Source organism: Collimonas silvisoli, assembly GCF_018305005.1.
In the GTDB taxonomy this organism is placed as follows: Bacteria; Pseudomonadota; Gammaproteobacteria; order Burkholderiales; family Burkholderiaceae_D; genus Collimonas; species Collimonas silvisoli.
Window position 1 is genome coordinate 39,107 of record NZ_JAGQEG010000010.1, and the last position, 20,184, is coordinate 59,290.

General features: G+C 57.8%; 20 protein-coding genes and 1 pseudogene. 8 read left to right on the plus strand and 13 right to left on the minus strand.

Annotated features, from left to right (window positions below):
• Positions 1-17: 17 nt before the first annotated feature.
• From metH to rocD, 3 genes are all read right to left on the minus strand, one after another.
• Positions 18-3,785, minus strand: coding sequence for a methionine synthase (gene metH, locus KHU33_RS04060; protein ID WP_211461234.1), 3,768 nt, complete (start codon positions 3,783-3,785; stop codon positions 18-20).
• Positions 3,786-3,895: 110 nt separating this feature from the next.
• Positions 3,896-4,774 (minus strand): dimethylarginine dimethylaminohydrolase family protein, encoded by an 879-nt coding sequence (locus KHU33_RS04065; RefSeq protein ID WP_211461235.1) that lies wholly within the window; start codon positions 4,772-4,774, stop codon positions 3,896-3,898.
• Positions 4,771-6,009, minus strand: a complete 1,239-nt coding sequence (rocD, locus tag KHU33_RS04070) for an ornithine--oxo-acid transaminase (protein ID WP_211461236.1) — start codon at positions 6,007-6,009, stop codon at positions 4,771-4,773. The genes KHU33_RS04065 and rocD overlap by 4 nt, the downstream gene beginning before the upstream one ends.
• 235 nt (positions 6,010-6,244) lie before the next feature.
• Between rocD and KHU33_RS04075 the strand changes: the two genes are divergently transcribed.
• Positions 6,245-6,712 carry an Lrp/AsnC family transcriptional regulator gene (locus KHU33_RS04075; RefSeq protein ID WP_211461237.1) on the plus strand — a complete coding sequence of 156 codons (468 nt, stop codon included), beginning with the start codon at positions 6,245-6,247 and terminating at the stop codon, positions 6,710-6,712.
• A gap of 28 nt (positions 6,713-6,740) precedes the next feature.
• Here KHU33_RS04075 and KHU33_RS04080 read toward each other — a convergent pair whose 3' ends face one another.
• Both KHU33_RS04080 and KHU33_RS04085 read right to left on the minus strand, forming a co-directional pair.
• Entirely contained in the window at positions 6,741-7,067 is a 327-nt protein-coding gene (locus tag KHU33_RS04080) for a type II toxin-antitoxin system RelE/ParE family toxin (RefSeq protein WP_211461238.1), read from the minus strand.
• Positions 7,064-7,360: a type II toxin-antitoxin system Phd/YefM family antitoxin gene (locus tag KHU33_RS04085; protein WP_211461239.1), complete on the minus strand. Its 297-nt coding sequence runs from the start codon at positions 7,358-7,360 to the stop codon at positions 7,064-7,066. Before KHU33_RS04085 ends, KHU33_RS04080 begins: the two co-directional genes overlap by 4 nt.
• Positions 7,361-7,571: 211 nt before the next feature.
• Between KHU33_RS04085 and KHU33_RS04090 the strand changes: the two genes are divergently transcribed.
• On the plus strand, positions 7,572-8,204 hold the full coding sequence (locus KHU33_RS04090; RefSeq protein ID WP_211461240.1) for a cysteine hydrolase family protein: 633 nt from the start codon (positions 7,572-7,574) through the stop codon (positions 8,202-8,204).
• A gap of 107 nt (positions 8,205-8,311) precedes the next feature.
• Positions 8,312-8,728, plus strand: a complete 417-nt coding sequence (locus tag KHU33_RS04095; protein ID WP_211461241.1) for a tautomerase family protein — start codon at positions 8,312-8,314, stop codon at positions 8,726-8,728.
• On the opposite strand, the gene KHU33_RS04100 is transcribed toward KHU33_RS04095, so the two are convergent.
• Positions 8,720-9,031 (minus strand): 2Fe-2S iron-sulfur cluster-binding protein, encoded by a 312-nt coding sequence (locus KHU33_RS04100; RefSeq protein WP_211461242.1) that lies wholly within the window; start codon positions 9,029-9,031, stop codon positions 8,720-8,722. The two genes, KHU33_RS04095 and KHU33_RS04100, sit on opposite strands and share 9 nt — an antisense overlap.
• A 114-nt stretch (positions 9,032-9,145) precedes the next feature.
• Here KHU33_RS04100 and KHU33_RS04105 point away from each other — a divergent pair, with 114 nt between their 5' ends.
• Positions 9,146-9,304, plus strand: a complete 159-nt coding sequence (locus KHU33_RS04105) for a DUF3096 domain-containing protein (protein ID WP_092357961.1) — start codon at positions 9,146-9,148, stop codon at positions 9,302-9,304.
• Between the two features lie 15 nt (positions 9,305-9,319).
• On the opposite strand, the gene KHU33_RS04110 is transcribed toward KHU33_RS04105, so the two are convergent.
• Positions 9,320-10,222 carry a LysR family transcriptional regulator gene (locus KHU33_RS04110; protein ID WP_211461243.1) on the minus strand — a complete coding sequence of 301 codons (903 nt, stop codon included), beginning with the start codon at positions 10,220-10,222 and terminating at the stop codon, positions 9,320-9,322.
• 47 nt (positions 10,223-10,269) lie between these two features.
• A complete protein-coding gene (locus tag KHU33_RS04115) occupies positions 10,270-11,343 on the minus strand; it encodes a BMP family ABC transporter substrate-binding protein (RefSeq protein WP_211461244.1) in 1,074 nt (357 codons plus the stop codon).
• A gap of 240 nt (positions 11,344-11,583) precedes the next feature.
• Between KHU33_RS04115 and KHU33_RS04120 the strand changes: the two genes are divergently transcribed.
• A complete protein-coding gene (locus KHU33_RS04120; protein WP_211461245.1) occupies positions 11,584-12,354 on the plus strand; it encodes a class II glutamine amidotransferase in 771 nt (256 codons plus the stop codon).
• Positions 12,355-12,386: 32 nt separating this feature from the next.
• On the opposite strand, the pseudogene KHU33_RS04125 reads toward KHU33_RS04120, so the two are convergent.
• A pseudogene (locus KHU33_RS04125) lies at positions 12,387-13,119 on the minus strand (exodeoxyribonuclease III).
• 215 nt (positions 13,120-13,334) lie between these two features.
• Between KHU33_RS04125 and pyrE the strand changes: the two are divergent.
• Both pyrE and KHU33_RS04135 read left to right on the plus strand, forming a co-directional pair.
• Positions 13,335-14,000 carry an orotate phosphoribosyltransferase gene (gene pyrE / locus KHU33_RS04130; RefSeq protein WP_211461246.1) on the plus strand — a complete coding sequence of 222 codons (666 nt, stop codon included), beginning with the start codon at positions 13,335-13,337 and terminating at the stop codon, positions 13,998-14,000.
• Positions 14,001-14,041: 41 nt separating this feature from the next.
• Complete coding sequence (locus tag KHU33_RS04135) at positions 14,042-14,686, plus strand: DUF4124 domain-containing protein (protein WP_211461247.1); 645 nt, start codon at positions 14,042-14,044, stop codon at positions 14,684-14,686.
• Positions 14,687-14,855: 169 nt separating this feature from the next.
• On the opposite strand, the gene gatB is transcribed toward KHU33_RS04135, so the two are convergent.
• The 4 genes from gatB to gatC form a co-directional block, all read right to left on the minus strand.
• Entirely contained in the window at positions 14,856-16,316 is a 1,461-nt protein-coding gene (gene gatB, locus KHU33_RS04140) for an Asp-tRNA(Asn)/Glu-tRNA(Gln) amidotransferase subunit GatB (RefSeq protein ID WP_211461248.1), read from the minus strand.
• A 10-nt stretch (positions 16,317-16,326) separates the two neighbouring features.
• The gene (locus tag KHU33_RS04145) at positions 16,327-16,860 is read right to left on the minus strand and encodes a hypothetical protein (protein ID WP_211461249.1); all 534 of its coding nucleotides are present in this window, start codon (positions 16,858-16,860) and stop codon (positions 16,327-16,329) included.
• Positions 16,861-16,877: 17 nt separating this feature from the next.
• Positions 16,878-18,344, minus strand: coding sequence for an Asp-tRNA(Asn)/Glu-tRNA(Gln) amidotransferase subunit GatA (gene gatA, locus KHU33_RS04150; protein WP_211461250.1), 1,467 nt, complete (start codon positions 18,342-18,344; stop codon positions 16,878-16,880).
• Positions 18,345-18,429: 85 nt separating this feature from the next.
• A complete protein-coding gene (gatC, locus tag KHU33_RS04155) occupies positions 18,430-18,732 on the minus strand; it encodes an Asp-tRNA(Asn)/Glu-tRNA(Gln) amidotransferase subunit GatC (RefSeq protein WP_211461251.1) in 303 nt (100 codons plus the stop codon).
• Positions 18,733-18,978: 246 nt separating this feature from the next.
• Between gatC and KHU33_RS04160 the strand changes: the two genes are divergently transcribed.
• Entirely contained in the window at positions 18,979-20,022 is a 1,044-nt protein-coding gene (locus tag KHU33_RS04160) for a rod shape-determining protein (RefSeq protein WP_061534782.1), read from the plus strand.
• The last annotated feature ends 162 nt before the right edge of the window (positions 20,023-20,184 follow it).

Sequence of the window (20,184 nt, forward strand, 5' to 3'; positions counted from 1 at the left end):
GCACCCCTTTTTTGTTTTTACAAATTCGGCGCCAGCCAGCGCTCGACGTCGTCCTTGCTGACATCGCGCCGAGCCGCCATATCGCTGACCTGGTCGTCGCCGATCTTGCCGACCACAAAATATTTCGATTCAGGGTGAGCGAAATAAAAGCCGGATACTGCAGCGCCTGGGAACATCGCGAATGACTCGGTGACCAGCATGCCGATTTCGTCGCATTGCAGCAGCTGGAACATGTCGGCCTTGACCGTGTGTTCCGGGCAGGCCGGATAACCGGGGGCAGGGCGGATGCCGCTGTAGCTTTCCTTGATCAAGGCTTCGTTGGACAGGTTTTCATCGGGCACGTAACCCCATAAATCCTTGCGCACCCGCTCATGCATGTATTCGGCGAAGGCTTCCGCCAGACGGTCGGCCAGCGACTTCAGCATGATCGACGAATAATCGTCATGGGCGTCTTCGAAACGCTTTTCGTACTTCTCGATGCCGATGCCGCTGGTGACGGCGAACAAGCCGATATAGTCGGCAATCCCGGACGATTTAGGCGCAATGAAATCGGCCAGGCATTGATTCGGACGGGCCACGCCGTCGATTACCGGCTTGACGGTTTGCTGACGCAAGCCGTAGTAGGTGAAGGCGACCTTGCTGCGGGTTTCGTCGGTATAGATTTCGATGTCGTCGTCATTCACCGTGTTGGCCGGCATCAGCGCGATGACGCCGTTGGCGGTCAGCCAGCGGCCGTCGATCAGTTTCTTCAGCAGCGCCTGGCCTTCTTCGAATACCTTGCTGGCGGCTTCGCCCACCACCTCGTCCTTGAGGATGGCCGGATAGGGACCGGCCAGATCCCAGGTCTGGAAGAACGGACCCCAGTCGATATAACGCGCCAGTGTCGCCAGATCGACGTTCTTGAATACGCGGCGGCCGATGAACTTCGGCTTGACCGGCGCAAACTGCAAGCGTGTACGATTCTCGCGAGCCGCCGCCAGCGTCAGCAGCGGCACCGCTTTCTTGTTGGCGTGCTGCTCGCGGATTCTTTCGTAATCGACGGCGATTTCATCGATGTACTGATCGCGTTGTTCCGGCGTCAGCAAGGATTGCGCCACCGATACCGAGCGCGAAGCGTCCGGCACGTAGACTACCGGGCCTTCGTAGTTCGGCGCGATCTTGACCGCGGTATGCGCACGGCTAGTCGTAGCGCCGCCGATCAGCAAAGGCATCTTGACGCTGCGGAAATACGGATCGCGCTGCATTTCCTTGGCGACATGCGCCATTTCTTCCAGCGACGGCGTGATCAAGCCGCTCAAGCCGATGATGTCGGCATTTTCCGCTTTCGCCATGGCCAGGATTTCCGAACACGGCACCATCACGCCCATGTTCACCACTTCGAAATTATTACATTGCAAAACCACCGAGACGATGTTCTTGCCGATGTCATGCACGTCGCCCTTGACGGTGGCGATCACGATCTTGCCCTTGGGCTTGGCGGCGATGCCGGTCAGTTCTTCGTGCAGGCGTTTTTCTTCCTCGATGTAGGGAATCAGATGCGCCACTGCCTGTTTCATCACACGCGCCGATTTGACCACTTGCGGCAAGAACATCTTGCCCTGGCCGAACAGGTCGCCGACGATGTTCATGCCATCCATCAGCGGCCCTTCGATCACATGAATCGGCCGGCCGCCATTGCCTAGCAATTCCTGGCGCGCTTCTTCGGTATCTTCCACGATCCACTGCGTGATGCCTTGCACCAGCGCATGCGCCAGCCGTTGCTGCACCGTGCCGCTGCGCCATTCCAGCGTCGCTTCTTCTTTCTTGTCGCCGGCCTTCAGGGTCGAGGCGATTTCGATCATGCGTTCGGTGGCGTCTTCACGGCGATTTAACACCACGTCTTCGACCCGCTCGCGCAATTCGGCCGGCAGGTTATCGTACACACCCATCATGCCGGCGTTGACGATGCCCATGGTCATGCCGGCCTTGATGGCGTGATACAGGAACACCGTGTGGATCGCTTCGCGCGCCGGATCGTTGCCGCGGAAGCTGAAGCTGACATTGGAGACGCCGCCGCTGATCTTGGCGTACGGCAGGTTCTCGCGGATCCAGCGGGTGGCGTTGATGAAATCGACTGCGTAGTTGTTGTGTTCTTCGATGCCGGTCGCGATGGCGAAAATGTTCGGGTCGAAAATGATGTCTTCCGGCGGGAAGCCGATCTGCTCGACCAGCAATTTATAGGCGCGTGCGCAAATCTCGATCTTGCGTTCGAAGGTGTCGGCCTGGCCTTTTTCATCGAAGGCCATGACGATCACGGCGGCGCCGTAGCGGCGGCACAATTTGGCCTGGCGCAGGAATTCCGGTTCGCCTTCTTTCATCGAGATCGAATTGACGACGGCTTTGCCTTGCACGCATTTCAGGCCCGCTTCAATCACTGACCATTTGGACGAATCGATCATGATCGGCACCCGGGCGATGTCCGGTTCCGACGCGATCAGGTTCAGGAAGCGCTGCATCGCCGCCACCGAATCCAGCATCGCCTCATCCATGTTGATATCGATCACCTGCGCGCCGTTTTCAACCTGTTGTCTTGCTACCGTCAGCGCCTCATCGTATTGCTCGTTGAGGATCAAGCGGGCAAAAGCCTTGGAGCCGGTGACGTTGGTGCGCTCGCCGACGTTGACGAACAAGGAGTTGTCGTCGATGGTGAATGGTTCCAGACCCGACAGCCGCATTTCGTGCGTGGTTTCAGGCACGGTGCGCGGCGCGATGCTGGCGACGGTGTCGGCAATCGCCTTGATATGCGGCGGCGTGGTGCCGCAGCAGCCGCCGGCGATGTTGACGAAGCCGCTTTCGGCGAAATCCTTGAGCAGCGACGATGTCACATCCGGGGTTTCGTCGAAGCCGGTATCGCTCATCGGGTTGGGCAGGCCGGCGTTCGGATAAATGCAGACGAAGGTATCGGCGATTTTCGACAATTCTTCGGCGTAGGGACGCATCAGGGCCGCGCCCAGCGCGCAGTTGAGGCCGACCGTCAGCGGTTTTGCGTGGCGGATCGAGTTCCAGAACGCCGGTACGGTTTGTCCCGACAGGATGCGTCCGGAGGCATCGGTCACGGTGCCGGAAATCATGATCGGCAAGCGCAGGCCCGATTCCTCGAAGAAGGTATCGATGGCGAACAGCGCGGCTTTGCAATTCAACGTATCGAAAATGGTTTCGACCAGCAGCACGTCGGCGCCGCCTTCGACCAGGCCGCGGGTTTGTTCCAGATAGGCGGCAACCAGTTGATCGAAGGTGACGTTGCGCGCAGCCGGGTCGTTGACGTCGGGTGAAATCGACGCTGTCTTCGGCGTCGGTCCCAATGCGCCGGCGACGAAGCGCGGCTTGTCCGGCGTCGAATATTTATCGCAGGCGGCACGCGCCAGCTTTGCCGAGACCACGTTCATTTCATAGGCCAGATGCGCCATATGATAATCGTCCTGGGCCACCGTAGTGGCGCCGAAGGTATTGGTTTCGATCAGGTCGGCGCCGGCCGCCAGATACTGCTCATGGACTTCGCTGATGATGTGCGGCTGGGTCAGCGACAGCAGCTCGTTATTGCCCTTGACGAACAACTCGCGGCCGGGGCCGGTGAAGTCGATGAAACGGCCCTTGGGACCGCCGCGATAGTCTTCTTCCGTCAGCTTGTATTGCTGGATCATGGTGCCCATCGCGCCATCCAGGATCAGGATGCGTTGCGCCAGCAGCTGGCGCAGGCGGGTCTCAGTGGTCGAAGCGGCGGTCGAAGTTGTAGCGGAAGGCGTCATTAGCGTACTCTGGTCGGTATGAACGCAAAAAACCCGGTCGCCGATAGCGCCGGGTTGTTTGCAATGGCAATGCCGGAAATTATACGTTAAATCAAGGGCTTGCGTATGCTTCAGGCTGCTTGCCGACTCACCAGCTGCGCAACGGTTTGCTGCGGCTCGTTGAGCTTCAGGGTCAGGCATTTTGCAGCACCGCCAGCCTTGAGGAATTCGGTCAGTGCTGTCTGATGAACAATAAAGCCGTGCGCTTGCAGCTGCGCGACCAAGGCATCGGATGCCTGGTTCAGGAAGATATGGCGGCCCGAGTTGACGGTATTGCAAGCAAAATGCAGGGCGTCTTCGCTGCTGACGACGATTCGCTTGTCGGCTGGAACCCGCGCTGCAATGTGTGCTTGCGAAACGGCGTCGAAGGCTTCCGGGAAATACATCACATAACCGCCGGCGAGCGGGCAAAAGCAGGTGTCCAGGTGATAGAAACGGGCATCCACCAGTTTCAGCGGCTGGACTTCAATTTCCAGCAATTCGGAAAGCTTGGTGGCGCAGGCAATATCCGAGCGATGGCCGTGACCGAACCACAGCAGATTTTCGCTGCGGTCCATCAAAGCGTCGCCGGCGCCTTCGAAAGGCAGTTCCTGCGGCAAGGTCAGCACTTCGAAGCCATGCGCGGTAAACGCTGCTTCGAAATAAACTTCCTCGGCTTGCCGTTCGACATGGCGGAACCGCGAGAGCACCACTTTATTACCCAACACCACGCCGGCATTGGCAGTAAATACCAGATCAGGAACCCCCGGCATGGCCGGCATCATCTTGATTTTCGCTACTTGCCCGATGGCTTCCACCAGTGCCAGCCACTGTTGCATGGCGACGCTACGGTTGCCATGCGCAATATTGCCAGCCATCCACGGATTAATGACGTAGGAAACTTCAAAATGGTCAGGAGCACACATCAGGAATGTGTCCTCCGCGGTATGGTCCAGCAGGTGGTTGGTCATGCGTAGCTCCTTTCGGTCAGGGTTGGTAGAGAAGAAAATGCATGTTTTATCGCTGCCAATGCAGCGTCGATATCGTTGGCGCTAATAATCAATGGCGGCGCAAAACGGACTACGGTGTCATGCGTGTCTTTCGATAAAATCCCTTGTTGCATCAGGCGTTCGCAGAATTCGCGCGCAGAAATGAAGCTGGGGTCGAGATCCATACCGATCAGCAAGCCTCTGCCACGGATCTGGCGAATCGCGGGGTGCCGTATCGCCCGCAAGCCGGTCAGTAGGCGCTCACCCATGAGTTGCGCGTTGTCCGCCAGCTTGTCGTCGCGCAGCAGGCGCAAAGAGGCATGACCGACTGCGGCCGCCAGCGGATTGCCGCCAAAGGTGCTGCCGTGATCGCCGGGGGTAAATACGGCCATCAGGTCTTCTCTGGCTAAAAACGCCGATACCGGCAGCAGGCCGCCACCGAGTGCTTTGCCGAGAATCAAACCGTCCGGCTTGATGCCGTCATGGTCGCTGGCCAGCAGGCGGCCGGTGCGGCCCAGCCCGGTTTGCACTTCGTCGCAGATCAGCAGCACATTGTGGCGATCGCAGATTTCGCGGCATTTTGCCAAGTAGCCTTCGGGCGGCACGATGATGCCGGCTTCGCCCTGGATCGGTTCCACCAGGAAGGCTGCGGTACGGGGGGTAATGGCGGCTTCCAGCGCGGTAGCATCGCCAAACGGAACGCTGACGAAACCGCCGGAAAACGGCCCGAAACCGTCGCGGTACTGCGCCTCCGAAGAAAAACCGACGATAGTCGTGGTGCGGCCTGCAAAATTGCCGTGGCAGACGATGATTTCGGCGCCGCCGTCGACACCTTCTTCGGCGATGCCTTTCACCTTGTAACCCCATTTGCGGGCCGCCTTGATGGCGGTTTCAACCGCCTCCGCACCGCTATTCATCGGCAACGCCTTAGGCATGCCGGTCATTTCGCACAGCAATTGCAGGAACGGCCCCAGCTGGTCGCTATAAAACGCCCTGGAGACGACTGCCAACTGGGCAGCCTGCTTGCTCAATGCCGCCACCAGGGCAGGGTGACTATGACCGAAACTGACAGCGGAATAGGCCGACATCATGTCCATGTAAAGTTTGCCGTCCTGATCCCACAGCCAGATGCCTTTGCCGCTGCTGAGCACTACCGGCAGCGGTTCATAGTTGTGCGCGCAATAGCGGTCTTCGAGAGTTATTGCATGGTTCTTCATGGTCGGCTCCAGGTGAGGCCACTTCTAAGAACCTAGCCTGCACAAGGGCCGATATGCCGATGACATCTGGCCCGCGGCGGACGCTGGCTGAGGCGCTTAGAGGTAGCTGCAAAATGCTGTTTTATAGGTGTGCTGCATCTGGTTACATGGTAATCACAAGTGTTGGAAATATTTTTGCGTAATTGCTCGGCGATTCGCTGTAATCTGCACGAATCATGCATAAAAGGAGATTTGGATGGAAAAATTAGATCGCTACGACCGTATTTTGCTGCGAACTTTGCAGGCCAACGGCCGCGCTTCGAATGTGGAGCTGTCCGAGCAAGTCAGTTTATCGCCGCCGCAGTGTTACCGGCGCGTCCAGCGGCTGGAGAAAGACGGCATCATTCGCGGTTATGCGGCGCAGGTGGAGCCGGCCGCCATCGGGCTCGGCGTGGTTGCGTTCGTCAACCTGAACATAGCGCGCGAGCAGTTCAAGCAGGTGCGCAAGCTGGAAAAGGCGATCCGGCTGTTTCCGGAAATCCTGGAGTGCTACACGATTTCGGGAGATTTCGATTATCTGCTGAAGGTGGCGGCCAGCGATCTGAAATCGCTGTCGGCGTTCTTGACCGATCGCTTGATGCAGGTGCCGGGAGTGGCCGGCGTGCGGTCCATGGTTTGCCTGGAAGAGATCAAGCCGTCCAGTCCCTTGCCATTGGCGGATTGAGGGCTGGCGATGAATAGTGGAGCCTGAATCAGACTCTCAACAGTCTCTTTATCAGCAGCGATCTCATGTCCTTGCGGGTATCGCAAACGATGTGGATAAAGACGGTCTGCTGGCGAATTTCATAAATGATTCTGTTCACGCCAGAGATTACCTGCCGATACTGCGTGAGGTTCAAGCTTTGAATTTCTTCAGGTACTTTTCCTTTGAGAGGGAACGCCCCAAGATTATCCACAGATTCCTTGAGTTTTCTGTAACTGAGCTGCCACGTTTCCTGACCAAGATTTTTTGTGACGTAAGCCCTCAGCTCCTGCAAATCCAGTTTTGCCGAATTCAAGAAAACGACTTGAAAACTCATTGCCGATCTTCTTTCGCATCTTCTTTCGCATCTTCTTTGTCTAGTTCCGCAAATACATCAGCCGCCGTATGAGTTTGTCCCTGCTCAATCTCACGGTTGCCCAGCGCCAGAATCTTCAATAAGGATAGGGTCTCTTCGTGTTCCTCATATGAACGGACATCCATCACGACAAGTTTGGCTTCACCGTTCTGAGTGATCAGCATGGGCTCGCGGCTCTCCGTGATCTCTTTGATAATCTCGGCCGCATGGCTCTTGAGATAGCTGATCGGTTTGACCTGAGTCGAGAATTTCATCACGGAACTCCTTACGCTGTTGCCTGGGGGATTGTGTGTTTCTGCCACGGTTGGGCGGACTAATTATAGTCTGAATTTAGTCTCCATCTTTGTCCGATTCAGGCATTTGTGCGATTCCAGCACAAATCATGTGCCGCCAGCCTGCTGTTCTCTGCATGGCTGCGGGCTTAATCTGTGTACTCCGGATCACAACAAACAACAAGGAGCTCACATGACCACCTCGACCAGCAAACTGAACGGCAACCCAACCATTCGCACCATCGTTGGCGCCGCCCCCAGCACCAGTCTCGATCCAAAGTCGACGGCCCTGTTGGTGATTGATATCCAGAACGAATATTTCAGCGGCCAATTGCCGATTCCCGACGGCATGCTGGTAGTGCGTAACGCCAATCGCCTGATCTCGCTGGCAGATCGGCACGGCATGCCGGTGTTTCACATCCAGCAATGGAGTCCGGCTGCGCGGCCGCTGTTCACGCAAAATACCGTGATGGCCGAGATTCATCCGGAAGTGCAGCGCGCGCCGCACCATTCGACCATCCGCAAGATTTTTGCGAGCTCTTTTGCCGGCACCGATTTGCAGCAGCAATTGCAGGCAAAGGGTATCAAGACACTGATCATCAGCGGTTTGATGACCAATAATTGCGTGGCGGCTTCCGCCTTCGATGGTGTCGCCAATGGCCATAAGGTCATCGTCGCCAGCGACGCCAGCGCCACCCGCGATCTCGAAACCTGGGACGGCAGCGTGATCAATCACAAGGATCTGCATCGGGCGGTATTGGCCGGGATCTCCGATGCGGCTGCTGAAATCCGTACTACCAGCGCGATTCTTGAACTGGTTAATTAAGTAACTGAGTAAGTAACTGAGTAAGTAACTGAGTAAGTAACTGAGTAAGTAACTGAGTGAGTAACTCAGCAAGGCTTGTATTTTTAACTAAACATGGAGCTTGCATCATGCCTATCCTTACCGTACTGCTGTCCACGCCACCCGACACTACCGTTTCCGCCAAGGTCGCCGGCACCTTGTCTCGTCTGACCGCGGCGATCCTGCACAAGAAGCCGGAGCTGACGTCGATTGCGATTTCGCATGTCGATCCGGCGCACTGGTTTGTCGGCGGCCCGTCCTTGGCGGCGCAAAGAAAAACCAGCTTTTTCCTCGATATCCGGATCACCGATGAAACCAATACCGCCGATGAAAAAGCGGCGTATATCGATGCCGTCTTCAAGGAAATAGGTGCATTGCTGGGCGAACTGCACCACGAAAGCTATGTCCATGTCCACGACGTGCGTGGTGCAGCTTATGGCTTCGGCGGACTGACGCAAACGCATCGGGCGGTGGCGGCGCGTCTGCAAAGCCTGGCGTCAGTCTGATGCCGGTAACGCACTGGCCCTGGGATCTTCGATCACCAGATCCGATTGCGGATAGGCGATGCAGGGCAATATGTAGCCCTCCCTCTTTTCATCGCTGCTCAGGCCCGGCCATTCGATCTGATAACGTATTTGACCGCTCAACAGACGGCACATGCAGGTGCGGCATGTGCCGTTTCTGCAAGAACTCGGCAAATTGATGGCCGAATGGCGCGCAGCCTCCAGCAAGGGAATCGCGCCGGACGTAACAAACGTCCATCCCCTTGGTTCAATCCGAACAGTGAATTCGCCTGGTGCAAATGACATCCTGCGGTCCTCTAAAATGCGTCTGCTAAATCACCGCATGATGGCGGCGGTCTTGTAAAATGCCCAGCGCGAGGCAGGTTGCGCCTGCCATTTTCCATCATAAAAAGATTGCCTATGAATATTCATCTTTCGCTCGTACCTGTGGTTTCCCTGATCGCCGGGGTTCTGATCCTGGTCATGCCAAAACTTTTGAACTATATCGTCGCCTTCTATCTGATCGCTATCGGTCTGATCGGTTTGTTCGGCGGCGGCCATTTCCACTTGCACCTATAGACAGTTTGCGGGACTTCATTCCCAGCGCGGGGTGCGATACCAGGCAGTCGCAAAATCGACAAACGCCCTGACCTTGGGCGACAGATGCCGGTTCTGCGGATAGATCGCGTACAGGTCGCGCGGTTTCAGCGTGAAGTCCGGCAAAACGTGCAGCAGATCGCCGCGCCGCAAATCCTCATGCACGATGAAAGAGCTGGTGGCGGCGATGCCGAGGCCGGCCAATGCCGCTGAGCGTAATGCGATGCCGGTGTTGGCTTGCAGGTTGCCGTGCACGCTCACCGTGTGCTCGCTGCCGTCGGCGGCGTAGAACTGGAATTCATTGGATTTTTGCGCCAGCGTATAAGTCAGGCAATTATGCTGGGCCAGATCGGCCGGCTGTTGTGGCGCGCCATGCAGTTTCAGATAAGCCGGTGCGGCCGCCAGCAGTATCTCGCAGCGCGTCAGTCGCTTGGCAACCAAGGTCGAATCAGGCAGGGAGCGGGTCAGGCGCAACGCTACATCGAAGCCTTCTTCAATCACGTCGACCAGACGGTCGTTGCAGACCAGATCGACCTTGAGTTGCGGATTGGCCATGATGAATTGCGGCAGCCATTGCGCCAGTTCCAGCGTGCCGAACGCCATCGGCGCATTGATCCGCAACACGCCGGAGGGGCGCGCCTGATGCGCCGACAGTGCCTGGGCGGCGTCATCTACCTGATCGATAATCTGGCGGCTGCGTTCGTAATATTCCTGGCCGGCTTCGGTCAGCGCAAAGCGGCGCGTGGTGCGATTCAGCAATTGCGCGCCCAGCTGCAGCTCCAGCTGGCGCACCTGGCGCGAGACGATGGTGTGCGACTGGTTGAGTTCTGCGGCGGCAGCCGTGAAGCTGCCGCTCTCGACTACGCGCCGGAACGCGCGCATTGCTGCCAGTTGATCCATGCCGCTCCACCCGGAACAAAAACCAAACGCTATCAGAATCGCCCGATTTAATCCATGCTGAGCTTGCCGCTGACGATGGCGCTGTTGGCCTCACGCAGTTTTAGCAGCACTGGCCGCTGGTGCAGGATTTCGCATTCCGAATAGGCGGCGTCCAGACCTAGTGCGGTCAAGGTCACCGCACCTTCCTTCAAGCCGAAGTCAAAGCGCGGCGCGGTCGAGCCGTTGATCAGCAAGCCTACCGCCAGCACAATTGCCGTGTCGGCATGCACTTCGACGTTGTCGAGCACGCGCCCGGGCGCTTGTATGCATTGGTTGACGCCGCTGCCGATCGCCTTGGCGCGCGACTGCGGCGTCAATGCCTTGAACACGCCGGGATTGCTGCCGGCGGCTGCCGCCCAGATGACGTCGACGCCGTCGCCCAGCATGGTTTTGGTGAGTATTTCTGCGCGCGGCGGGTCGTTGAAGGGCTGCGCGCCTTCCACCCACAACGGTTCATGGATCGAAATACCCGGCTTGGCGGCGCGCGCGCCAGCCATGAAAGCCTGGCTGTTTTTCTGGCGCAAGGTAGTGTTGATGGCGCCGATCATGCCGATCTTGCCGGCGCTCGACGCCAGCGCCGCCTGCATGCCGGCCAAGTAGCTGGCCTCGTTTTCGCGGAACGTGATGCAAGTGATGTTGGCAGCGGCGTTGGCGATGCAATGCTCCAGAATCACAAAGCGGGTTTGCGGCGCCTGGCGCGCGACCTGATCCAGTATTTCCTTGAATTCGATGCCGATCACCACCACCATCCTGGCGTCTTGCCTGACCGCGTTTTCCAGCTGCTGCTGGCGGCCGGCGCGGGTCGCCTGGCTTTCCAGCGTGCTGGCTTGCAGCCGGTACAGCTTGGCGGCGTTGTTGACGCCGCTGGTTCCTTGCTGCAGCAGTACGTCGTCATTATTCGGCACCGGCCGCACATAAATGATCTTGGGCAGATCGGCGGCGCTGCTGATGGCGCTCACGCTTGCCAGCAGCAACGCCAATGGCAGCAATAGAAGCCACCAGCGTGTACGCGCTTCATGGCATTCCGGTCTGGCAATAGCGGAGCCTGCGTCTGCGCAGGACTTATGGGGGATCGGCTGCATTGTCTCTTCCTTGTTATAAGGCGCCGAATCCGGTGTCGGCACGCGTTTGCTACACATATTGCTGGTAAAGCGGCGTCCGGCTATTTGACGGCGGCCATACAAGGTATAGCGCCGAACTGATATGCGGCCGCGCCGTCGCCATATTTAGCTTTTTATTACGGCTTTTGCGTGATACCGTTATCAGCTAAGGATCCGTAGTTTGCGTCTGTAGTTCATGTTTATCTCACTTGGTTCAGGAATATGTGTCAGTTACTTGGAATGAACTGCAATGTGCCGACCGACATTGTGTTCAGTTTTACCGGCTTTGCCACCCGCGGCGGCCAGACCGGGCATCATAGCGACGGCTGGGGCATCGCCTTCTTCGAAGGCAGCGGGGTGCGTCATTTTGTCGATTACGAGGCGGCGATCGCGTCGCCGATAGCGGAACTGATCCGGCGCTGCCCGATCAAGTCGAAAAACGTCATTGCCCATATCCGCAAAGCCACGCAAGGCCAGGTGGCGTTGCAAAATTGCCATCCGTTCGTGCGCGAATTATGGGGGCGTTACTGGGTGTTCGCCCATAACGGCGATCTCAAGGAATTTGCGCCGCACCTGAACGGGCCGTACCGGCCGGTCGGCAATACCGACAGCGAACTGGCATTTTGCTATCTGTTGCAGCAGCTGCGGCAGCGCTTCGGCGATACGCCGCCATCGCAGGCTGAGCTGACGGCCACCTTGCGCGTACTGACGCAAGAGATCGCCGGCCACGGCACTTTCAACATGATGCTGTCGGATGGCTCGGCCCTGTACACGCATTGCTCCACCAATCTGTATTACATCGTGCGCCAGTTTCCGTTTGCCGAAGCCCATCTGTCGGATGAGGATGTCAGTGTCGATTTCTCGCAAGTGACGACGCCGCAGGACCGGGTAGCGGTGATCGTCACCGAACCGCTGACCACCAATGAGGTCTGGACCAAATTTGGCGAGGGCGAGCTGATCGTCTTTGTCGACGGCCAGCCGCAGCCAGTCTAGTGCCGGTTTTTTCCAGGTTCAGGAATAGCCGGTCAAGAGTAGTCGATGGTTAGCGGCGCGTGGTCCGAGAAGCGCTCGTCCTTGTAAATCGCCACCGCATGCGCATTGGCGGCGATGCCCGGCGTGGTGATGTGATAATCGATGCGCCAACCGACGTTCTTGGCCCAGGCCTGGCCGCGATTGCTCCACCAGGTGTATTGCTCATCGCGCTGGTCGACCTCGCGGAAGGCGTCGACCAAGCCGATTTGTTCGAACAGATGGGTGAGCCAGGCGCGTTCTTCCGGCAGGAAGCCGGAATTCTTTTTGTTGCCCTTCCAGTTTTTCAAGTCGCGTTCCTGATGCGCGATATTCCAGTCGCCGCAAATGACCACTTCGCGGCCGCTTTCCTTAAGTTGCTGCAGGTGCGGCAGGAAGGCTTCCATGAAGCGGAACTTGGCGATCTGCCGCTCTTCGCTGGAGGAGCCGGACGGGCAGTACAGCGAAATCACCGTCAGATCGCCAAAATCGCATTCCAAAACCTATCCGCACCGCGTTCGGCTTGCGTTTGCTATATAGGCCGACGCCGGAATAGCCCTTCTTCTCGGCGTAATGGAAGTGGCCGATGTAGCCCTCGGGCGCCAGGAATTCCGGCGTCATGTCGGCGGCTTGCGCCTTCAGTTCCTGGACGCAGACGAAATCGGCAGACTGTTTGGCCAACCACTCGAAGAAACCCTTTTTGGCAGCTGAGCGGATACCGTTGAGATTGGCGGAAATTATTCTTGGCATGTTTGATCGATAAAAAATTAAAAAGGGGGATGCGCGGACAGGTTCTAAGGATAACCGAAGGGCCGTCGTTGTGTGTGATGGGAGCCGCGGGCAGGCACGGGGTTTGCAGTTACTGCTGTGGAAGGGATGAACTCCATTTAAAATGGCGGTCTGGTGTCGCTAATGCGCTGCACATAGCGACAAAATTTGTCAGCCTCAACCGTCTGGAGTGCATTTTGAACAATTTACGTCAACAATTTATCGAATTTGCGGTGGACGCCGGGGTGCTGAAGTTCGGCGAGTTTGTGACCAAGGCAGGGCGTACCTCGCCGTATTTTTTCAATGCGGGCATGTTCAATGAGGGCGCCGCGCTGGGTCAGTTGGCGCAATTTTATGCGCGCACACTGATTGATTCTGGTTTGCAGTTTGACATGCTGTTCGGGCCGGCCTACAAAGGTATTACGCTGGCCTCGGCAACCGCAGTGGCGTTGGCGGCGCAAGGGCGTAATGTGCAGTTTGCCTACAACCGCAAAGAAGCCAAGGATCACGGCGAGGGCGGCAACATCGTCGGCGGCCCATTGAAGGGGCGGGTGCTGATTATCGACGATGTGATTTCAGCCGGCACCTCGGTGCGCGAGTCGGTCGAGATGATTCGCGCCGCCGGCGCCACGCCTTGCGCGGTGGTGATCGCGCTGGACCGGATGGAACGTTCGGGCAAGGATGATGCGCTGTCGGCCAATTCGGCAGTGGAAGAAGTGACGCAAGCGTATGGCATGCCGGTGATCTCGATCGGCAATCTGAACGACTTGCTGGAATATATTTCCGGCGCTGGCGCTAACGCCGAGCTGAACCGGTATCAAGCCGCAGTGGCGGCTTACCGGGAACGTTATGGCGTAGCGTGATTGCAGCAAGCAAAGTGTCGACTTATGTCGTGGATGATGGAATGAATCGTATTGCTCTCAGACTCAAAAGGGGTTTGTTTTTCAGTGCGGCAGGTTTACTGCCGCTGCTTGCGCACGGCCAGATTTATACCTGCAAGGATGCGGCCGGACACACGATTACCGGCGACCATCCGATGCCGGAATGCGCTGATCGCAGAATCCTGGAGTTGAGCAAGGCGGGGGTGGTCAAACGGGAAATCCCGGCGCCGCTGAACGCCGAGCAAAAACGCCAGCAGCAAGCGCTGGAAGAAAAACGCCGGGCCGAGGCGGCGGTGGAAGAGCAGCGGCGCCAGCAGGATCGCGCGCTGCTGGCGCGCTATCACAGCGAAGCCGACATCGAGTCTTCGCGCCGCTACTATCTGTCGCTGTCGCACGATTTGATCAAGCGCGACCAGGCCGCCATCGACGATGCACAGAATCAGTTAAAGGCTGCCAATACCGAAGCCGAGTTTTACAAGCACAGGAAAACCTTGCCGGTTTCGCTGCGCGACAAGATTGACGAAGCCAATCGCGACATCATTCATAACCAGAAAAATATGGCGGATCATCAAGCCGAGCTGGAACGCGTCAACGGCAAGTTCGATGAAACGCTGAAGCATTATCGGGAGTTGGTCAGTGCCATGCCTGAGACGCAAGTAGCGCGGTAGTGAAGCCCCATAAGCACTGCTTTTTTGTGCCAGGCGTCGTTGCAAATCCTCGCGATAGTCCCTCTATCGCTCCGGTTTGCGCCTACTAGCCTGGCACAAAAAATCAGCACTTCTGGGGCTCCCCTACTTACGAAGCACTACACCGGCGGCAACGCCGGCGGTATGCATTTCAGGCAGTCAGTTTCTGCTTTAACAGCTCAGTCAATTGCGCCGGATTGGCCTTGCCCTTGGTGGCTTTCATGGCTTGGCCGATCAGGGCGTTAAAGGCTTTTTCCTTGCCGGCGCGGAATTCTTCGACCGATTTGGCGTTCGCCGCCAGTACCTCGTCGATGATCTTTTCCAGCGCGCCGCTATCGGAAATCTGCTTCAGTCCCTTGCTCTCGATGATCTCGTCGGCCAGGTTTTCTTGCGTCGCATTGGCTTCCCACATGGCGCCGAATACTTCCTTGGCGATCTTGTTGGAGACCGTGCCGTCAGCGATGCGTTGCAGCAGCACGGCCAGTTGCGCGGCGCTCACCGGCGCTGCGGCAACGTCGACGTTTTCCCGGTTCAGCGCCGACGACAGATCGCCCATCAGCCAGTTGGCGGCGGGCTTGGCTTGTTCCTTGCCGGCTTTCACCGTCACCGCTTCGAAGTAGCTGGCCATGGCTTTCGATTGGGTCAGCACGGCAGCGTCGTATTCCGACAAACCGAAATCGCGCACGAAACGTTCGCGCATCGCACCTGGCAGTTCCGGCATGGTGGCCCGCACCCGCTCGACCCATTCCGCGCCGATCGCTAGCGGCGGCAAGTCCGGATCCGGGAAATAGCGGTAATCCTGGGAATCTTCCTTGCTGCGCATGGAGCGCGTTTCTTTCTTGTCCGGGTCGTACAAACGGGTTTCCTGCACCACTTTGCCGCCATCTTCGATCACTTCAATCTGGCGCCGCACTTCGTAATTGATGGCTTCTTCCAGGAAGCGGAAAGAGTTGAGGTTCTTGATCTCGCTGCGGGTGCCGTAGGCGGCCTGGCCGACCGGGCGCACCGAGACATTGGCGTCGCAGCGGAACGAGCCTTCCTGCATATTGCCGTCGCAAATCCCCAGCCACATCACCAGCGAGTGCAGGGCCTTGGCGTAGGCGACCGCCTCGGCAGCGCTGCGCATGTCCGGTTCGGTGACGATTTCCAGCAGCGGCGTACCGGCGCGGTTGAGGTCGATGCCGGTCATGCCTTGATAGTCTTCATGCAGCGATTTGCCGGCGTCTTCTTCCAGATGGGCGCGCGTCAGCTGCACGGTCCGGAGTTCGCTCTTGCCGTCTTTTTCGAGGACGAAGGAGACCTTGCCGCCTTGCACCACCGGGATTTCAAACTGGCTGATCTGATAACCTTTCGGCAGGTCTGGATAGAAATAATTTTTGCGGGCAAAGACCGATTGCGGCGCAATCTTCGCATTCACCGCCAGGCCGAACTGGATCGCGCACTCCACCGCGCCGCGGTTGAGCACCGGCAGCACGCCCGGCAGCGCCAGATCGACCGGGCTGGCCTGAGTGTTGGGGGCGGCGCCGAACTGGGTCGATGCGCCGCTGAAAATTTTTGACTGGGTCGAGAGTTGCGTATGCGTTTCCAGACCGATCACGACTTCCCACTGCATAATTATTTCCTCATTTGTCTTGGTAACTGCAGTCGCCGGTTTTGAGATTCACCGACAGCTCAGTAAAGTTTACTCTTGATCCGCATAATGCCGGGCAGCTTGGCAAAACGTGCAATTTGTCGCCATCGCGCTGCAGGCGGATGCTGCAATTCATGCCGTGATTGAAAAAATCGTAGCCGCGCTGTTGACGCGCCGCGGCCGGATCTTTCAAGGTGATGCGCCAGTTGTCCTTCTGCCCATCCTGCCGGACTTCGGCCTGCGGTTCGTCGTAAGTATCGATGCTGCATTCGAAACCATGGGTCGGCCGGTATTGCGCCGATTCCCAGCGCAGCACCTCGATCTTGTCGCCGTCCAGCTTGAATTCGCCGGTATCGCCGTAAATCACTTTTTCGCCGTTTTCATCGCGCGTCAGGGAGCAGCCGAATTTGGCCTGCAGCTGTTGTGCCTGAACTGCCGGCGCCAACAACGCGGCGCTGAGCAGCAGCCAGAGCGACGCCGACAGCTTAGGGTGACGGACGGGAACAGAGCGCAAGATCGATGGCATGGTTTGGCGAAGGCTTTTTAATCGGGGCTGCGCAAATGCCAGTCGGTGACGCGCTGATACTGATGCGCGACGTTGAGCAGCTTGGCTTCGTCATAATAATTGCCGATGATTTGCAGGCCGACCGGACGCCGCGCATTCTTCTCGCCCTGGCCGAAACCGCAGGGTATCGACATGCCCGGCAAACCGGCCAGGCTGGTTGACAGCGTGTAGATGTCCGCCAGGTAGTTGGCGACCGGATCGTCCGCCTTGGCGCCCAGATCCCACGCCACGGTCGGCGATACCGGTCCCATGATGACGTCGCACTGGCGGTTCGGGCCGCTCAGCGCATTCTGGAAATCCTGGGCGATCAGGCGGCGGATTTTTTGCGCCTGCAGATAGTAGGCGTCGTAATAACCGTGCGACAGCACATAAGCGCCGACCAGAATCCGCCGCTTCACTTCTTCGCCGAAACCTTCCGCGCGCGACTTCTTGTACATGTCGGCCAGGTCTTTGTAATCGGCGGCGCGGTGGCCGTAACGGACACCGTCGAAACGGCTCAGGTTGGACGAAGCTTCGGCCGGTGCGATCACGTAATAGACCGGGATCGACAGCTCGGTTTTCGGCAGCGAGATATCGACCAGCGTAGCGCCCAGCTTTTCATATTCCTGCAGCGCTGCGCGTACTGCCTGTTCGACATCGGCGGCCAGGCCGCTGCTGAAATATTCGCGCGGAATGCCGATGCGCAGACCTTTCAAATCCTGGTTCAGGTCGTTGCTGAAATCTTCTTTTTTGCGTTCCAGGCTGGTCGAATCGCGTGGATCGAAACCGGTCATGGCGTTCAACAGCAGCGCGCAATCTTCCGCGGTCTTGGCAATCGGGCCGGCCTGGTCCAGCGACGAAGCGAAGGCGATCATGCCGTAGCGCGAGACGCTGCCGTAAGTCGGTTTGATGCCGGTGACGCCGCACAGGGAAGCCGGCTGGCGGATCGAACCGCCGGTATCGGTAGCGGTAGCAGCTGGCGTCAGGCGTGCCGCCACGGCGGCCGCCGAACCGCCCGAGGAGCCGCCCGGAATCGCCGTCTTGTCCCAAGGATTCTTGACCGCGCCGAAGTGCGAATTTTCATTGGACGAACCCATCGCGAATTCATCGCAATTCAATTTGCCCAAGGTCACCATGCCGGCGTTGTTGAAATGTTCCACTACGGTGGCGTCGAACGGGCTGATATAGTTTTCCAGCATCTTCGAACCGGCGGTGGCGCGCCATCCGCGTGTCACGAAAATATCCTTGTGGGCGATCGGCACGCCAGTCAGCGGCGTGCTGTCGTTTTGCGCCAGGCGCTGGTCGGCGGCGCGCGCCTGTTGCAGCGTCAATTCCTGATCGACATGCAGAAATGCATTCAGGTCGCTGTGCCCGATCCGCGCCAGATACAGTTGCGCCAGTTCTACGGCCGAAATCTTCTTTTCGTGCAGCAGCACCGACAGTTGCTTGAGAGTTTTGGTATGCATGAGAATTTTTAAATGATAACTTTGCGGGCTAACCCGTCAGGCTCCGCCTTGCGGCGGCCAACATGTTGCGCAAGCATGCGCCGATTTATTCGATGACCTTGGGCACCAGGTATAAACCATCTTCGGTCGCCGGCGCCACTTTTTGATATTCCTCGCGCCGGTTCGGCTCGGTCACCACGTCGTCGCGCAGGCGTAACGACAAATCATGCTGAAGCGCCGCAATCGGATGGCTCAGCGGCTCGATGCCGGTGGTGTCTACCGCCCGCATCTGCTCGACCAGCGAGAAAATGCCGTTCAGTTTATCGAGCGTGGAAACGGCCTGATCTTCGGTGAGTTCGAGGCGTGCTAAATTGGCAATGCGCTTAACGTCGGAAAGGGCTAATGACATAATTTTCGATCGCGCACGGAGGCGCGGCTGCTAGTGTGGTTTAAATGGAAATATTTTGCTTGCCGATAACTCTCAGATTTTTGCAAAAAGCAAGCATTTTGAGCGCTATACGCCCTAATTTGAGTCAAATTATAAGGTAGAATGTTGCGTCCATGCGGCAGGTAATAGATCTTTACCATGCGCCGGATACTAGACACCCCCCTAAAAAACGTTTAAGCGCATCATTGTTGCGCAATGGAACAATTCATGTTTGGATTTTTACGCAGTTACTTTTCGAATGACCTGGCGATTGATCTGGGTACCGCGAATACGCTGATTTATGTGCGCGATCAAGGTATTGTCCTGGATGAGCCATCGGTTGTTGCGATCCGCCAGCAAGGCGGCCCTAACGGCAAGAAGACGATTCAAGCCGTTGGTAAGGAAGCAAAACAGATGCTGGGTAAAGTCCCTGGCAATATCGAAGCGATCCGGCCGATGAAAGACGGCGTGATTGCCGATTTTACCGTCACCGAGCAAATGCTCAAGCAATTCATCCGCATGGTGCACGACACCAAGTTGTTCAAGCCTTCGCCGCGCATCATCATCTGCGTACCGTGCGGCTCGACCCAGGTTGAGCGCCGCGCGATTCGCGAATCGGCGCTGGGCGCCGGCGCTTCCCAGGTGTTCCTGATCGAAGAGCCGATGGCGGCCGCAATCGGCGCCGGTCTGCCGGTGTCGGATGCAACCGGTTCGATGGTGGTCGATATCGGCGGCGGCACTACCGAAGTCGGCATCATCTCGCTGGGCGGCATGGTCTACAAGGGTTCGGTGCGCGTCGGCGGCGACAAGTTCGACGAAGCCATCGTCAACTACATTCGCCGCAACTACGGCATGCTGATCGGCGAACAGACCGCCGAGGCGATCAAGAAAGAAATCGGTTCCGCCTTCCCAGGTTCGGAAGTGCGCGAAATGGAAGTCAAGGGGCGCAATCTGTCGGAAGGCATTCCGCGTTCGTTCACCATCTCCAGCAATGAAATCCTGGAAGCCCTGACCGATCCGCTCAACAACATCGTTTCCGCCGTCAAGAACGCGCTGGAGCAGACGCCGCCGGAACTGGGCGCGGACATTGCCGAGAAGGGCATGATGCTGACCGGCGGCGGGGCCTTGCTGCGCGATCTGGATCGTTTGCTGATGGAAGAAACCGGCCTGCCGGTGATCGTGGCTGAAGACCCGCTGACTTGCGTGGTGCGCGGCTCCGGCATGGCGCTGGAACGGATGGACAAGCTGGGCTCGATCTTTTCCTACGAGTAAGCCAGGCTGATGCGACGCTTACCCAACCTCTGCATGTCGGTTTCGAGGTCGGGTAACGGCAACCGGGTCGGTGCACCAGTGCATGCGACCCGCTTTCGTATCTGCGGTATCTGCATGAATGCATCCGTACCGTTTGTCACTGACCAATCCGAATCTGTCCAC